The 15,697-nt window shown below is 71.5% G+C and carries 16 protein-coding genes; 5 read left to right on the top strand and 11 right to left on the bottom strand.

Annotated elements, in window-relative coordinates; all coding sequences use genetic code 11:
- Positions 1-65: 65 nt before the first annotated feature.
- A complete protein-coding gene (locus tag ITJ57_RS04715) occupies positions 66-1,298 on the bottom strand; it encodes an aminotransferase class V-fold PLP-dependent enzyme (protein WP_370582196.1) in 1,233 nt (410 codons plus the stop codon).
- Between the two features lie 235 nt (positions 1,299-1,533).
- Between ITJ57_RS04715 and ITJ57_RS04710 the strand changes: the two genes are divergently transcribed.
- A complete protein-coding gene (locus tag ITJ57_RS04710) occupies positions 1,534-2,226 on the top strand; it encodes a FadR/GntR family transcriptional regulator (RefSeq protein WP_194669071.1) in 693 nt (230 codons plus the stop codon).
- A gap of 21 nt (positions 2,227-2,247) precedes the next feature.
- Here ITJ57_RS04710 and ITJ57_RS04705 read toward each other — a convergent pair whose 3' ends face one another.
- From ITJ57_RS04705 to aztA, 3 genes are all read right to left on the bottom strand, one after another.
- Complete coding sequence (locus tag ITJ57_RS04705; protein WP_194669070.1) at positions 2,248-3,189, bottom strand: SDR family NAD(P)-dependent oxidoreductase; 942 nt, start codon at positions 3,187-3,189, stop codon at positions 2,248-2,250.
- A gap of 81 nt (positions 3,190-3,270) precedes the next feature.
- The gene (locus ITJ57_RS04700) at positions 3,271-3,612 is read right to left on the bottom strand and encodes a chorismate mutase (RefSeq protein WP_056008853.1); all 342 of its coding nucleotides are present in this window, start codon (positions 3,610-3,612) and stop codon (positions 3,271-3,273) included.
- 61 nt (positions 3,613-3,673) lie between these two features.
- Positions 3,674-4,366: a zinc ABC transporter ATP-binding protein AztA gene (gene aztA, locus ITJ57_RS04695; RefSeq protein ID WP_194669069.1), complete on the bottom strand. Its 693-nt coding sequence runs from the start codon at positions 4,364-4,366 to the stop codon at positions 3,674-3,676.
- A gap of 50 nt (positions 4,367-4,416) precedes the next feature.
- Here aztA and aztB point away from each other — a divergent pair, with 50 nt between their 5' ends.
- From aztB to aztD, 4 genes are read left to right on the top strand one after another with little or no spacing between them, the layout of a single operon-like run.
- Positions 4,417-5,403, top strand: a complete 987-nt coding sequence (gene aztB / locus ITJ57_RS04690) for a zinc ABC transporter permease AztB (RefSeq protein WP_194669068.1) — start codon at positions 4,417-4,419, stop codon at positions 5,401-5,403.
- Positions 5,295-6,620 (top strand): hypothetical protein, encoded by a 1,326-nt coding sequence (locus ITJ57_RS04685; RefSeq protein ID WP_370582195.1) that lies wholly within the window; start codon positions 5,295-5,297, stop codon positions 6,618-6,620. The genes aztB and ITJ57_RS04685 overlap by 109 nt, the downstream gene beginning before the upstream one ends.
- A gap of 2 nt (positions 6,621-6,622) precedes the next feature.
- Complete coding sequence (gene aztC, locus ITJ57_RS04680) at positions 6,623-7,555, top strand: zinc ABC transporter substrate-binding protein AztC (protein WP_194669067.1); 933 nt, start codon at positions 6,623-6,625, stop codon at positions 7,553-7,555.
- 29 nt (positions 7,556-7,584) lie between these two features.
- On the top strand, positions 7,585-8,832 hold the full coding sequence (aztD, locus tag ITJ57_RS04675) for a zinc metallochaperone AztD (RefSeq protein ID WP_194669066.1): 1,248 nt from the start codon (positions 7,585-7,587) through the stop codon (positions 8,830-8,832).
- 90 nt (positions 8,833-8,922) lie between these two features.
- On the opposite strand, the gene ITJ57_RS04670 is transcribed toward aztD, so the two are convergent.
- From ITJ57_RS04670 to ITJ57_RS04640, 7 genes are all read right to left on the bottom strand, one after another.
- Positions 8,923-10,317, bottom strand: a complete 1,395-nt coding sequence (locus ITJ57_RS04670; RefSeq protein WP_228506487.1) for an FtsX-like permease family protein — start codon at positions 10,315-10,317, stop codon at positions 8,923-8,925.
- On the bottom strand, positions 10,314-11,162 hold the full coding sequence (locus ITJ57_RS04665; RefSeq protein WP_194669065.1) for an ABC transporter ATP-binding protein: 849 nt from the start codon (positions 11,160-11,162) through the stop codon (positions 10,314-10,316). The genes ITJ57_RS04670 and ITJ57_RS04665 overlap by 4 nt, the downstream gene beginning before the upstream one ends.
- Positions 11,163-11,264: 102 nt before the next feature.
- Complete coding sequence (locus tag ITJ57_RS04660) at positions 11,265-11,555, bottom strand: hypothetical protein (protein WP_194669064.1); 291 nt, start codon at positions 11,553-11,555, stop codon at positions 11,265-11,267.
- Between the two features lie 130 nt (positions 11,556-11,685).
- A complete protein-coding gene (locus ITJ57_RS04655; RefSeq protein WP_194669063.1) occupies positions 11,686-12,786 on the bottom strand; it encodes an ABC transporter ATP-binding protein in 1,101 nt (366 codons plus the stop codon).
- On the bottom strand, positions 12,783-13,595 hold the full coding sequence (locus tag ITJ57_RS04650) for an ABC transporter permease (protein ID WP_194669062.1): 813 nt from the start codon (positions 13,593-13,595) through the stop codon (positions 12,783-12,785). The genes ITJ57_RS04655 and ITJ57_RS04650 overlap by 4 nt, the downstream gene beginning before the upstream one ends.
- Complete coding sequence (locus ITJ57_RS04645; RefSeq protein ID WP_228506485.1) at positions 13,592-14,560, bottom strand: ABC transporter permease subunit; 969 nt, start codon at positions 14,558-14,560, stop codon at positions 13,592-13,594. The genes ITJ57_RS04650 and ITJ57_RS04645 overlap by 4 nt, the downstream gene beginning before the upstream one ends.
- On the bottom strand, positions 14,560-15,669 hold the full coding sequence (locus tag ITJ57_RS04640; RefSeq protein ID WP_194670300.1) for an ABC transporter substrate-binding protein: 1,110 nt from the start codon (positions 15,667-15,669) through the stop codon (positions 14,560-14,562). The genes ITJ57_RS04645 and ITJ57_RS04640 overlap by 1 nt, the downstream gene beginning before the upstream one ends.
- Between the last annotated feature and the right edge of the window lie 28 nt (positions 15,670-15,697).

Raw genomic sequence — 15,697 nt, 5'->3', positions numbered from 1 at the left:
GTGGGGGTGCTGGTGTGACGGTGTGGGGTGCTGGTATGACGATGTGGCGGGGCCGCTCTCGACGCTCAGCTCGTGGCCGCGCGCTCCTGCTCGGCCCATCGCGCGAGCACCGGGACGGCGTGCTCGGCGAAGTCCTCGAAGTCCTCGGGGGTGTTGTAGACGTGGGTCGAGAGGCGGACGTAGCCGATCCCGTCGAGGCTCGTGAACGCCCCTTCGACACCGAGTTCGGCCGAGACGCGGTCGCGGAGGCCGTCGGCGGTGGCGTGCGTCGTCGCGAGACCCGTCGGCAGCTTCACGAGTCGGAGGGCGTTGACGGGCATCCCGACGTCGACCCGGCTGTCCTCGCCGGTGATGGCGGAGACCGCGTCGGACACGACCTCGACGGCGTAGTCCGCGAGCTCCGTCATGTAGGTGCGCGCCTCGTCCCAGCCCCAGCTGTCCTCGATGAACCCGAGCGAGGTGCCGGCCGCGAGGTAGCTCGTGACGTCGACGGTGCCCTGGGTGTCGAAGCGCTCAGGGAACGGGTACGGCGAGCCCCAGGAGTCGATGAGGGGGTACAGCTCCTGCGCGAGCGGGCTGCGGGCGACGAGGACGGCAGCCCCTCGCGGCGCGCACCCGAACTTGTGGAGGTTGCCGACCCAGAAGTCGCAGTGGAGGTCGCGCATCGGATCGGCGTACAGGCCGGGGACGTGGGCGGCGTCGACGAGGGTGGGGATCCCGGCGGCACGGGCGGTGTCCGCGATCTGCTGGACCGGCAGGAGGCGGGCCGTCGGCGAGGTGATCTGGTCCATCACGACGAGGGCCGTGCGGTCGCTGAACTCGGCGACCACGGCGTCGTGGGCGGCCTGGGCGTCGGCGCCGAGCGGGATCCGCGCGGTCCTGACGGTGCCACCCCAGCGACGTGCGAGGCGCTCCGCACCCATCGTGACGGCGCCGTAGCCGTGGTCGGTGACGACGATCTCCAGGCCGCGCTGCACCGGGAGGCTGGAGAAGACGACGCTGGCGCCGGCGCTGGCGTTCGGGACCATCGCGAGCTGGTCGACCGATGCGCCGAGGAACTCGGCGATGCCGACGCGCGCTGCGGCGACTTTCGCGGGGAGTGCGGGGAACCAGGTGAGCGGCGCGGCCTCCATCTCGCGGCGGAGCGCCTGCTGGTGGTCCTGGGCGACGATCGGGACAGCACCGAAGGAACCGTGGTTGATGTGGCGCTTGGTCGGATCCAGCGTCCACGCGGCCGTAGCCGGTCGGCCGTCGCCGAGCATGAGCGGCGCTGGCCGTGCGATGGTGCGAGTGTCCACAGTGACGTTCCTCCGAGTCGATTATGCAGTGGATTGTCCGATAACCATAGGGGCCACGTTTGATGACTTTGGTTTCTATCGTGTTACAACTCGTCGAAAGCACACTTGTGGGCGTGATTCATCGGATGACTTACGTCGGACGCGTACAGTCATCGGATGTCTCGTCGACTCACGTGCCCCCTGCACGCGTCGCCCCGGCCGCTACGATGGCGTGACGACCCTTGGGAGGACCGGCATGTCAGCAGTCGACACGGCGTTCCACGGCCTCCGGCACATGATCGCCTCCGGACGCCTCGTCGCCGGTCAGCGCTTCCCTGCGGAGAGCGAGCTGTGCGACGAACTCGGTGTGTCCCGTGGCTCGTTGCGGGAGGCCGTCCGCATGCTCGCGGCGCTCGGCATCATCGAGTCACGCCACGGATCAGGCACCTACGTGTCGATGCTGCGTCCCGAGGAGATCATCGGCAGTCTGTCGCTGACCGTCGACCTTCTCCCCCTCGACGGCCTGCTGCAGATGTACGAGCTCCGGCGGGTCCTCGAGACCCATGCGGCCTCGCAAGCGGCCGCCCGCGCCGGCGAGCAGGTCCACGCCGAGCTGGCATCACTCGTCGCGGCGATGGAGGAGACGACGGACCCCACGGAGTCGAGCGAACTCGACCACCGGTTCCACGAACTGATCGCTCGGACCGCCGGCAACGCTACCCTGACGGCACTCCTGCAGGTGTTCCGCTCGCGCTCGCGGGCCTACGACGTCTTCAGCCTGCCCGACGGCGACGAACTGCGGCGGGTCAGCAACCGAGGCCATCGCTCGATGACGGAGGCCATCATCGCCCGCGACCCGGTGGGTGCGGCCGGGGCGGCTTCCGCCCACGTCGCGCAGACCGAGGAATGGCTGCGCGTGCTCCAACCCCCGGCCACCCCCGCCGACTGAGCGGCGCGGATCGGGCGATGGTCAGCGAGTGGGCAGGATCGGCGTGCCGATCAGCCGCTCGAGCTCGGTCCACAGTGCCGATGCGACGTCCCGGTCGGTCGTGATCGCCGCAGGGGTCTGGCGCACGGCGTCACCCTTCGTCAGCCACCGGGGGCCGAAGAACCAACCACCGTCGGCCGACTCGTCGGTGACCGCGCGAAGCGTCGGCTCAGCACCGCGCTGCTTGCTCTGCGCGTAGACGGACTGCAGCATGTCGGAGCAGCGACGTCCGCGCGTCGGCTCGTTCACGCCGGGGACACGACGGTCGAGTCCGTTGACGGAGTAGCCGGGGTGCGCGACGAGCGCCCGGACGGTGCTGTGCGACGCGGCGAGCCGGCGGTCGAGCTCGAAGCCGAGCGACGACAGGGCGATCTTCGACTGCGCGTAGGCCTGCCAGCCGCTGTACCCCTCACGGAGCTGGAGGTCGTCGCCGTGGAATCGGACGAGCAGGGTGGAGAGGCTTCCGAGGAGCACGACGCGGGGTGCGGTGTCGTGCTCGTCCGCCGTGCGCTGCAACACGGGGAGCGCTTCGGCGAGCAGGGCGGCGTGCCCGACGACGTTCGTCGCGAAGACCAACTCGATGCCGTCGGCGGTCTCCTGCCGTTCCTTCGGCATGTGCACCATGCCGGCGTTGGCGACGAGGGCGTCGAGCCGGTCGAGCTCCGACAGCCGTCCGGCCGTCGCGCGCACGGAGTCGAGCGAGGAGGTGTCGAACGGGAGGTGGCTGAGCCGGGCGCCAGGCACCTTCACCCGGATGGCGCGCATGGCCGCTTCGGTCTTCGACGCACTCCGCGACGCGAGGATCACCTCCGCGCCCGCCCGAGCGAGCCCGAGGCTCGTCCAGAAGCCGAGGCCGGCGTTCGCCCCGGTGACGAGGACGACGCGTCCGGTCTGATCGGGCAGGGAGTCGGCGTTCCAGGTCATGGACCCATCCTGGCGCAGGACGCTGGGCGCCGCCCGAAGTGGGTCACCCCTTGCGCGGCGGAATTCGAGGGGTGTCTCGGATCAGTGCTGGTTGGCGAGGCGCTCGTGGTGGTGGATGACCTCGGCGACGACGAAGTTGAACCACTTCTCGGCGAAGGCCGGATCGAGGTGGGACTCCTCGGCGAGCGCCCGCAGCCGCGTGATCTGGCGTTGCTCGCGCGCCGGGTCGCTCGCGGGCATGTCGTGTTCGGCCTTCAGTCGGCCGACCTCCTGCGTGCACTTGAAGCGCTCGGCGAGGAGGTGGACGAGGGCGGCGTCGATGTTGTCGATGCTGCTCCGGAGCCGGCCGAGACGTTCGGTGGCCGCTGGATCCGTCGCAGCTGCGCCGGCGGTGGGTTCGGGGTGCTGGTCGGCCTGGCTCATGCCGAAACTCTAGCAACGCGCCGAGCCCGCGCAGCAGGCGACCAGGCGATACGCAGCCGGTTCACCGCAACGCCGGGACGAGGTGGCCGGACTCGAGGTGCAAGCGCGCGTCGGCCTCCGTGACCGCGAGCGGGTCATGCGTCACCTCGACGACCGTCGCGCCCCGATCCGCCTCCGCACGCAGGACCGCTCGGATCGCCCGCCCTGCGGCCAGGTCGAGGCCGACGGTCGGTTCGTCGAGCAGGAGGAGCTCGGCTTCGCGCGCGAGCGCCTGCGCGATGAGGACCCGTTGACGCTGGCCGCCCGAGAGCTCCCCGAAGGATCGCGGCGCGAGGGGGAGGACGTCGAGGCGATCGAGACTCGCGTCCACGATGCGGCGATCGCGGGCGTCGAGCCGGGCCCAGCGATGGCGGAGCGTCGGCCACCGCCCCATCGACGCGACGTCGCGTGCCGTCACCGGGAAGTGCTCGGGCACGGCGCTCCGTTGCGGGACGTAGGCGACAGGACGCCCTGCCAGCCCGTCGACCTCGCCGGCGATCGGGCGGTGGATCCCGGCGAGCACTGCGAGCAGTGTCGACTTCCCGGCTCCGTTCGCGCCGGTGACGGCCGTGATCGCGCCCGACCGGACCTCGGCGGAGATCCCGTGCAGCACACGCTCACCGTCGTATTCGGCCGACACCTGGCGCAGTCGGACGACGACGGGCGCCGGACGGTCGGGCCCCGCCTGGGCAGGACGGTTCGGCGTGGTTCGCATGGCGCCACTCTATCAATACTGAGAATCATTTTCATGTAGAGTGCTCGACCATGACCTGGATCACCGAGCCGTTCACCGCGGCCTTCCTGCTGCGCGCCCTGGTCGGCGGCGTGCTGGTGGCGGGGATCTGTGGTGTCGTCGGCACCTGGGTCGTGCTCCGCGGACTCGCCTTCCTGGGTGAGGCGATGGCCCACGGGATGCTCCCCGGCGTCGCCACCGCGGCGCTGCTCGGGCTCCCGCCGGTCGCCGGCGCAGCCGTCAGCGCCGTGGTCATGAGCGCCGGCATCAGCCTCGTCTCCCGACGCGGCCGGCTCTCCCACGACACCTCCATCGGCCTGCTCTTCGTGGGCATGCTGGCGCTCGGGGTCATCATCGTCTCGTCGAGCAGATCGTTCGCGACGGACCTCACGGCGATCCTCTTCGGCGACATCCTCGCGATCCGGAACGCCGACCTGCTCGGCCTCGCCGTCGCCCTCATCGTCACGGTGCTCGTCGCGATCGCGTTCCACCGCCCGTTCGTCGCGCTCGCCTTCGACCGTCGGGTCGCCGCGACGATGGGCCTGCGCCCACGCCTCGCCCACGCGGCGCTCGTCGGCCTCGTGACCCTCGCCGTCGTCGCCTCGTACAGCGCCGTCGGCACGCTCCTCGTCGTGGCGCTCCTCCTCGGCCCGGCGGTCGCCGCCGCCCACTGGGCCCGATCCATCCCGCTGATCATGCTGCTCGCGACCGGCTTCGGCGCGCTCGCCGTCCTCCTCGGCCTGCTCGTCTCCTGGTACGGCGACACCGCCGCCGGGGCCTCGATCGCCGCCTGCTCGATCCTGCTCGCAGCCGCGTCGTGGGCCGTGCGGTCGCTCGTCGCGCGCATCCGGCGGCCGGGCAGCCCCCACCTCGAACCCTCGACCGATCCGACCCACCTGGAAAGCGCACCGTGCACCGACTCCCCCGACCGATCATCCGAACCGGCCCCACTGCCGGCACCGACCATCGCGGCCCCCGCACCACGCGGACCGCACTCGCTCTCGCCGCGCTCGCGCTGACCCTCACCGCCTGCGCGTCGCCCGGCGCGGCATCGCCGACCCCGACCGACACCGGTGAGGCGCGCGGCCACGGCTACGTCGAGGGGGCGAGCGAACTCGCCGAGCCGCAACTGCACCTCGCGACGGCCGACCAGGCCGGCACCGTCGAACTGACCGATCTCCTCAGCGAGGAGCGTGCGACGATCGCCGAGCTCGGCCCGCTCTCAGCGCTCACGGGCGACGGACGGTTCGTCGCCGCACATTCCGAGCCCGCCGGCACCGTCACGATCATCGACACCGGCGTCTGGACGGTCGACCACGAGGACCACCAGCACTACTACCGGGCCGAGCCGCGTGTGGTCGGTGAGGTCGAGGGTGACGGACCAGCGGATGTCATCGCCGGCTCGACGACCACCACCGTCCGGTTCGCGGGCTCGGGCGAGACCGTCCTCCTCGACACCGCCGCGCTCGGCACGGGCGACCTCGCCGAGTCCGGACGGATCGAGACCTCCCCCGGCGCCCCCGGCTTGGCCGTCCCGATCGGCGAGACCGTCGTCGCCACCGACGGCAGCGGCAGGCTGCGCGTCCACGGCGCCGACGGTGAACTCCTCGACCCCTCGTCCGCGTCCGTGACCGCGGCCGACGTCCTCCTCGCCGGTTGCACCGAACCGGCAGGCACCATCGCGACGAACGTCGGCGTCGTCATCGGTTGCGCCGAGGGCGCGCTCCTCGCCGTCGTCGACCGCAGCTCGAGCGACCCCGACCCGGTCCCCGCGTTCGAGGCGATCCCGTATCCGCAGGCCGTCTCCGCCGACGGGCGCGCGACGTCCTTCCATGCGCGTCCCGGTCGTCCGACCGTCGCCGCCGTCGCCGGTACGTCCGGTGTCTGGCTCCTCGACACCCGCGAACGCCGTTGGACCCTGCTGCCGACGCCCACACCCCTGCAGCTGGTCACCGCCGTGGACGACCGCGACCAGCACGTCGTCGGCCTGACGACGACCGGCGACCTCCTCGTCCTCGACGGTGCCACCGGTGCCGTGACCGGGTCCGCGACCGCGCTCGTCGGTGCCGCCGACCTCGCCGCCGGTGTCCAGCTGGAGGTCGACCAGAACCGCGCCTACCTCAACCTCCCGAGCACCCGCACCGTGGTCGAGATCGACTACGGCGACGCCGCGCGGATCGCCCGGACCTTCACCTTCGACACGGCACCGGCGTTCTTCGCCGAGACGGGACGCTGACCATGCGTGCGACCATCCCCCGACCGACCGCGCTCCTCCGCACCGCAGCCGTGCTCGCGTCGGCCCTCGTGCTCGGCGCGGGCCTCACGAGCTGTGCGGCGAGCGCCGGCGAGCGCCCGCTGGTGGTGGCGACGACCAACATCCTCGGTGACGTCGTCGGCGAACTCCTCGGCGACCAGGCCGAGGTCATGACCCTCATGCCGCCGGACGCCGATCCGCACTCCTTCGAGATCTCGGCGAGGGATGCGGCTCGGATCACCGGTGCGCAACTGATCGTCTCGAACGGGCTGGGGCTCGAGGAGGGACTCGCCCAGCACCTCGAGACCGCGGCCGAGGAGGGCGTGCCGCTCGTCGAGGCGGGGTCGCTCGTCGACGTCCTCGAGACGGCGTCCGGCGCGGCGGACCCGCACTTCTGGACCGACCCGGTGCAGATGGTCGCGGTCGTCGGAGGGGTCACCGAGGCCGTGATCGACGAGGTGCCGGGTGTCGACGCCGCCGAGGTGCGGTCGAACGCCGAGCGGTACACCGCGGAGCTCGAGGCACTCGACGCGGAGATGGCCGAGGCCTTCGCCGCCATCCCGGTCGAGCAGCGGAAGCTCGTCACCAACCACCACGTGTTCGGCTACCTGGCCGCGCGCTATGACTTCGCGGTCATCGGAGCCGTCATCCCGAGCGGGACGACGCTCGCGGCGCCGAGTGCCTCCGACCTCGACGAGCTGTCCACCGCGATCGAGGACGCCGGCGTCCACACGATCTTCGCGGACTCCTCGCAACCCGACCGGCTCGTCCAGGTGCTCGCCGACGAGGCGGACGTCTACGTCGCCGTGGTCCCGCTCTTCACCGAGTCGTTGACCGCCGGATCCGGCGAAGCACCCACCTACCTCACCATGATGCTTGCCAACACCGAGCGCATCGCCACCGGACTCTCGCCATGAGCGGGCGTCCACGAACCCAGAAGGAAACCATGCAGCAGCACCACCGCAGTCCCCTGGCCTCGCGCACGAAGCGCGGCCGGACCCCGTTCCTCGCCGTCGGCACCGCCGCGGCCCTCCTCCTCACCGGATGCTCGACCGCGAGCGGTTCCGCGCCGGACCCGAGCGCCTCCGCGTCCGACGGGCCGCAGAGCCGGATCGCCCTCACCTACGACGGTGGCCTCCTCGTCGTCGACGCCGCCACCCTCGACGTCGTCGGTGACATGCCGCTCGCCGGCTTCAACCGCGTGAACGCCGCGGGCGACGGCCGCCACGTCCTCGTCACGACGACGAAGGGCTTCCAGGTGCTCGACACCGGGACGTGGACGGACGAGGACGGCACCTCGAAGCAGGCCGAGCCGGTCCTCACGGACCTCGTGTTCCCCGCCGACACCGCCGGCCACGTCGTGCGTCACGCCGGGAAGACCATCCTCTTCGCCGACGGCTCCGGTGACACGACGATCTTCGACAGCGCGGACCTCCTCGACGCCACCGACGAGCTGCCCGAGACCGAGACCGTCTCCTCGGAGGCCGCGCACCACGGCGTCGCCATCGAGCTCGAGGACGGCACCCTGCTGTCGACGATCGGCACCCCGGACGCCCGCACCGGTGTCCGCGTGCTCGACGAGTCGCGCACCGAGATCGCCCGCAACGAGCAGTGCCCCTCCGTCCACGGCGAAGGCACCGTCAAGGACGAGACCGTCGTCTTCGGGTGCAGCGACGGCGTCCTCGTCTACGACGACGGCGTCTTCACGAAGATCCAGGCTCCGGACACCTACGGCCGGACCGGCAACCAGTACGTGAGCGAGACGTCGTCCATCGCGGTCGGCGACTACAACAGCGACCCCGACGCCGAGGGCTACGACCTCCGTCAGCTCGCGTTCACCGACACGGTCGCCAAGACGACGAAGATCGTCGACCTGCCGGAGGGTGTCGGCTACACCTGGCGCGACGTGGCCCGTGGGCCCAACGACGAGGTCGTCGTCCTCGGCAACGACGGATCGCTGCACGTCCTCGACGAGCAGACCGGTGCCGTCACCGACACCATCGCCGTCATCGACGCGTGGGAGCCACCGGCCGAGTGGCAGGACGCCCACCCGGCGCTGGTCGTCCACGACGGTGTCGCCTACGTGACCGACCCGGCGACGAAGACGCTCCACGCCGTCGACCTCGCCTCGGGTGACATCACGACGGGCGAGCTGCCCGGTGTCCCGAACGAGATCGCGGTCGTCACCGGCTAGGACCGATCGCAGTTCGAGAGCGCCCGTTCCGTCACATGCTGGGATCCAGCCGACGGGACGGGCGCTCTCCGCGTGGAGCGCCGGGTGTGGTCAGACGCGTTCCGGCGCGCCGAGCACCCGGGTGACGACCGGTCGGGTGGCGTGGAGCGCCGCCCAGACGAGGCCGATGCCGCCGACGAAACACCCGACGATCACGAGGACCGACAGTGGGGCGAGGATGATGCTGATGCCCGCCATCGGGAGGACGAGGAGGACGCCGAGTCCGGCCGAGCCGAGGGCGACGACCCGCAGCGGCAGCATGACGGCGCGGGTCCGAGCCCGCTCCATGACCTGCCGGGGCACTCCGAGGCGGTCGAGGCTCACGTACAGGTCTCGTCGGTCGAGCACCGCGGAGGCCTGGTTCACCCCGACGGAGCAGGCGACCATGAGGAACGACGCGACGAGCGTGATGATGACGCCGGTGCGGATGTCGTCGATGAGGATGGCGCTCTCCCGGTCGAGCTCGGCGCCTCCGGCGGCGTCCATGAGGGCGACGCCCGTGCCGGCGACGACGGCGACGAAGCTCGTCATCGCCACGCCGCTGACCTGCCGCCAGGCGGCCTTCGGCGACTCGAGGATGCTCCGGGCGGCGAGCAGCCGCTCCGGGGACGAGGCGCGCTTCGCCGACCCCCGCCCGATCATCCCGACGACCCACGGGCCGATCAACCCGAGCACACCGACGCCGGCGCCGAAGCCCACGCCCAGGACGGCGACGATGGCGGCGACCTCCTGCAGCCCGGTCACGACGGACAGCATGGCGTAGGCGACGAGGACCACGGCGGCACCGATGACGACGCGCACCCAGTGCACCGTCGGCGCCTGCTGCTTCGTGCGGACCCCGAGCGGGCTCACGTTCACGGCGCGCAGACCGATGGCCGCACTGGCCGCCGCGAGGAGCGTGACGCCGAGCACCACGGCCGCCGCGACCGGCACACCGACCCAGACACCCTCGATGCCGATCGGCGAACCGCCGAAGGGGATGAGGCCGACGAGGGGCAGCATGCCGAGGTACAGCACGATGCCGGCGAAGGAGCCGAGCAGCGCCACCGCCGCCGATTCGAGCACGGTCATCGCGGAGACGGTGCCGGGCGTCGCGCCGAGCAGCCGGAGGGTGGCGAGTCGGTCGTCGCGACGGCGCGCGGACAAGCGCGCGGCCGCTCCACCGAGGGAGCCGAGCGGGACGAGCAGCAGCGCCAGGGCCAGCACGCTGAGCACCTGGTAGAGCAGTGCCGTCTCGCCGGTCCACCGCCAGAACATCATCGCGCCGCCGAGCACGGTGAGCACGAGGGCCGTGGTGACCGCGAACGCGACCGCCGGGAGGACGATCGTCGCGGGGCTCTGGGCTCCCGGCCGGGCGAGCATCCAGGTGAGGCGGAGGACGGGGCTCCGACCCGACCCGGCGGGGACGGGTGTCCGCGGCGGGGCCGTGTCGATGACGGCGCTCATGAGCGTGCGCCGTTCGGGACGACGCCGGCCTGCGGGTACGCCTGGACCTGTGACTGCGGCGGGTACGCCTGGACCTGTGGCTGCGGCGGGTACGCCTGACCCTGCTGCGCCACCGGGTACGGCGGCTGCGGCGCGGGCGGCGCACTCAGCGGCCCCGCGTCCTGGCGTTGTCCGACGATGCGGCCGTCGGCGAGGCGGATGGTGCGCGAGCAGCGGGCAGCCACGGTCTCGTCGTGCGTCACCAGGACGAGCGTGCGGCCCTGACCGGTGGTGGCGTGGAGGAGCGCACCCATCACGTCGGCCGAGGTGCGGGAGTCGAGCGCGCCGGTCGGCTCGTCGGCGAACACGATGGGGGCACCCGTCACCTGGGCACGCGCGATCGCGACGCGCTGCGCCTGACCGCCGCTCAGTTCGCCGATCCGGCGGCCTTCGAGGCCGGCGAGACCGAGGGCAGCGAGCCACGCCGCCGCACTCGCTTCGGCCGCGGCCCGCGGCGTGCCGCCCAGCATGAGGGCGATGGCGACGTTCTCGACGGCCGTCAGCTCGGGGATGAGCAGGCCCTGCTGGAAGACGAACCCGAAGGACTCGCGCCGCAACTGCGAGCGCCGCTTCTCGTCGAGCTGGTCGACGCGGACGACGCCGGTCGGGGTGGCGAAGGCGATCGAACCGGTGTCCGGGGTGACGATCCCGGCGAGCGCGTGCATGAGGGTGGTCTTGCCGGAGCCGGAGGCGCCCATGATGGCGACCGACTCGCCAGGAAGGATGTCCAGGTCGACGCCGGCGAGGGCGAAAGTGGCCCCGTACTGTTTCGTGAGTCCGCGGGCGGAGAGGATCGATGTGTTCATGATCCCATCGTGCGCGGCGGACCGGGTGCGGCGCGTCGGCCGGGCGATGCACGCTGGAAGGCGGCGGTCATCCGCGAGGTGGACCCGGGGTCGGCCGCGAGGTCAGACGCCGCGGCGGCGGTACTGCGCGAAGAGGGCGGCGTCGGCGGCCCAGCCCGCACCGAGGAAGCGGAGTCCCGAGCCGGTGTCGGTGGCGTCACCCGACGGCGCTGGAGCCGGCGCGGCCGAGAGGTCGACACCCGCAGCGCCGCCGGCGACGTGCGCCGAGGCCCTGACTCGCTCGGCGACCTCCACGGGCGCAGGGTCCTCCTCGACCGCACCCTGCACCGGGACCGCCCGCAGCGGAGCGGTGACCCGGGTGTGGACGGCGTGCGACTGGGTGCTGGAGGACATGCTCCCATCGTGCCGAGCGGCCGTCCGACGCACATCCCGCAGTCGGGTGATCCTCACCGGCGCGGACTCATCCTCCGGTACCACACGGGCCGGCGGAACACGCGGCTCCCGCCGAGCGGAGCCCGCGGGATCAGATCGACTGCACCGGCACTGGCCGACCGACGAAACGGATCCCGACCCGCTCCCCCGCCTCGAGCCGTTCGGTCGCGCCATGCTGCACCGCGACGAGCGTCCCGTCAGGCAGTTCGACGGTCGTGCGACGCACCGGCCCGAGGAAGCTCGAGGTGAGCACCACCGCGTCGGACGAACGAGTGGGCTGCTCCCCCTCGTCCGTGAACACGACATCCTCCGGCCGGACGAGCGCGACGACGTCCCCATCGGCCGTCGGCTCGCCGAGCACCGGCAGCACCTGACCGAGCACCAGCACACCACCGTCGACGAGCGTTCCCGGGATCCGGTTGCTCAACCCGATGAACTCGGCCACGAACGGCGAGGACGGTCGGGAGTACAACTCCTCGGGCGTGCCGATCTGCTCGATGACCCCGGCCCGCATGACGGCCACCCGGTCGGCGACGGCGAGCGCCTCCTCCTGGTCGTGCGTCACGAACAGCGTCGTGATCTGCAGCTCCGACTGGATGCGACGGATCTCGTCGCGCAACTGGACGCGCACCTTGGCGTCGAGGGCGCTGAGCGGCTCGTCGAGGAGCAGGACCCGCGGTCTCGTCACGAGCGCCCGCGCGAGGGCGACGCGCTGCTGCTGCCCACCGGACAGCTGGTGGGCGTAGCGGCCGCCGAGGTGGCCGAGACCGACGAGCTCCAGGCTCTCGGCCGCGCGGGACTGCCGCTCGGCGCTCGGCACCCGGCGCATGCGCAGGCCGAACTCCACGTTCTCCAACACGGTCAGGTGCGGGAAGAGCGAGTACGACTGGAACACCATGCCGAGGTCGCGCTTGTTCGTGGGCACCGACACGACGTCGACCCCGTCGATCAGCACGCTGCCCGAGGTGATGTCCTCGAGCCCCGCGAGGCTGCGCAGCGCGGTCGTCTTCCCACAGCCGGAGGGGCCGAGGAGGGCGACGAACTCGCCCGGCGCGAGGTCGAGACTCACGCCGTCGAGGGCACGGGCGCCCGAACCGTAGTCCTTCACGACGCGTTCGAACCGCACCGCGGCGCCTGTCGGGCGGTCGGCTCCCGGTGCAGCCGGGGATGCCGACTGGTCGATCGAGGTCATGGTGTCTCCCTGATGCGGCGGATCGATCCGACGCGGCCGATGATGAACAGCAGGACGAAGGCGAACGCGAGCGCGAGCAGGGCGAAGGCCACCGCCACGAACGGGTCGCTCTTCGACACCTGCACGAGCGAGGTCTGCAGGGTGTTGCGCCCGAGGAGCGAGGCGATCGTGTACTCGCCGAGGACGACGGCCACCGAGATGACCGCGGCCGTGAGCACGCCTCGCCGAAGGTTGGGCAGGAGCACCCGGAACAGGACGGTCCCCCAGCCGGCACCGAGCGTGCGGGCGGCCTCGGCGAGGGTGCCGACGTCGACCGACTGCAGGTTCGCAGCGATCGCCCGGTAGGCGTAGGGCAGCACCGTGATCCCGTACGCGAACGCGAGCGTCCACGGGGCACTGCCGAGCAGCTTCGCCACCACCGAGTACACGGGCGCCAGTCCGACGACGAGCACGATCGCCGGCACGGTGATCGGGATGATGCAGACGAACTCCAGCACCCGCTGCAGCTTCGGGAAGCGGAGCTTGACGAGGATCATCGTCGGCAGGAGCAGGACGACGACGATGAGCACCGTCACCGCGGCGAGCACGACGGAGTTGCCGATGCCCTGGAACAGCACGCGGTACTTCCGCGAGTTCTCCGGGTCGACGATCGCCGCCCAGTGGCCGAGGTCGTGACCGCCGTCGATCCCGGCGCGGAGCGTGAACTCGAGCATCGACAGGATCGGCACGGCGAACACGAGCGCGACGACGACGAGGATGATCCGGCTCGTGAGCTTCGACGGCGTGGCCGAGTCGCGGACGGCGCTCATCGCTGCCACCGTTCCGTCCGGGCCTGGAGCGCGGAGTAGGCGGTCATCATGACGACCATCACCACGATCATGCCGATCGCGAGCGAGCCGGCGAGGTTCTCCCGCCCGAGGACCGTCTCGCTGATGAGGGCACCGCGGATCTGCAGCGGCACGATCTGGGCGCCCTGACTGATGAGCGCAGCGGCGGTCGCGTAACTCGAGAACGCGTTCGCGAAGAGGAGCAGGAGCGACCCGAGGAAGGAGGGAGCGAGGATCGGCATCGCGATGCGGGTCCAGTACGTGAAGCGCGTGCCGCCGAGCGTCGCGTTCGCCTCCGACCAGGTGCGCTTCAGCCCCTCCATCGCCGGCATGAAGGTGATGACCATGAGCGGCACCTGGAAGTACAGGTAGGGCAGGAGGAGACCGGGCACCTGGTAGAGCCAGACGCCGTCCGCGAAGAGGTCGATGCCGAGCCGGTCCTTGAGGAACACGGTGACGAGCCCCTGGATCCCGATCGTCGCGATGAAGGCGAAGGCGAGCATGACGCCGCCGAACTGCGCGAGCACGCTCGAGGCCGCGTCGACGAACGTGCGGACGAGCCCGTCGGGTCGCACCGCGAGCAGGGCGTAGCAGACGAGGGCTCCGATGACGGCGCCGGCGACCGCGGTGACCGCCGAGACCCAGAACGAGCTCGCGAAGGCGCCCAACACCGCCGGCTCGCCGAGAGCGGTCAGGTTGTCGAGGGTGAACGCGCCGTCACCGTCGAAGAAGCCGGTGGCGAGCGCGGTGACCGTCGGGATCGCCAGGAAGAGCAGGGTGTACAGCGCGAAGGGCGTCAGCCCGAGGAGGGCCCAGCGCGGACGGCGACGGGGGCGCGCCGCGGCGGGATCGGCCGAGGCGTCCGGTGTGGTGGTCGGCGGGAGCGAGACGGCGGGGTCGGCTTCCACCGACCCCGCCCCACTCCGCCGCGTGGCGGAGGCACTCATCAGGAGATCGCTGCCGCCCACTTCTCGGCGAGCAGCGAGGTGGCCTGCTCGGTCTGCTCCGGCGTGAACTGCACGAGGTCGGCGGGCATCTCACCGACGGCGTCGAGGGCCTTCTGGTCGACGGTGTCGGCCTCGACCATCGCAGCAAGGGTCGACGGGTACGCGCCGGCTGCGAGGTACAGGTTCTGCGCCTCGGGGCTGAAGATGAACTCCTGCCAGAGACGGGCCGCCGCTGGGTGCGGAGCGTCGACGTTGATCGCCTGGTTGTAGTAGCTGCCGACGGCCGAACCGGGGAGCACGGTCGTCTTCCAGTTGCGCTGACCCTCGTTCTCGGTCGCCGCGGCCAGGTTGTTGTAGCTCCAGTCGATGACGACGGGGGTCTCACCGGACGCGATCGTCGCCGGCGTCGGGTCGAGCGGCAGGAAGTTGCCGGCCTGGTTCAGCTTCTGGAAGAAGTCGACACCGGGCTGGATGTCGTCGGCCGAACCACCGGACTGCAGTGCGGCGAGGTAGACGCCGGCTGCGGCGGCACCCGCCTGGGTCGGGTCGCCGTTCAGCGCGACCTTGCCCGCGAACTCGGAACCGAGGAGGTCGTCGAGCGACTTCGGTGCCGGGACGGCGTCGGCGTCGTACCCGATGGAGACGAGGCCGGTGTAGTCGTACACCCAGAGGCCCGTCTTCTCCTTCGAGCCCTCGGGGATGTCGTCCCAGTTGGCGACCTGGTACGGCGCGAACTGGTCCAGGTTGTCGAGGGCGACGGCGGACCCGAGGTCGAAGACGTCGGGGGCGGTGTCCTGGCCCTGCTGGTTCTTGGCGGCCGTGATCTCCTCGGCGCTCGAGACGTCCGGGTCGGCCGAGTTGACCGTGATGTCGTACTTGTCCTCGAACGCGCTGATGATCTTGCCGTAGTTCGCCCAGGTGTCGGGGAGGGCGATGACGTTGAGCTCACCCTCCGCCTTGGCGGCCTCGACGAGCGCGTCCATGCCGCCGAAGTCCTCGGCTGAGGTCGCTTTCTTCGCGTCGACGTCGGAGGCGGCTCCGGTGTCCGCTCCGGCGGAGCATGCGGTGAGCGTCGTCGCGGCGAGCGCGACGATGGCGAGGGCGGTCATACGCCTGGTGTTCACGGTTCCTCCAGTG

It is taken from the genome of Plantibacter sp. VKM Ac-2880, from assembly GCF_015351235.1.
In the GTDB taxonomy this organism is placed as follows: Bacteria; Actinomycetota; Actinomycetes; order Actinomycetales; family Microbacteriaceae; genus Plantibacter.
This window is presented reverse-complemented; position numbering and strand designations above follow the sequence as displayed.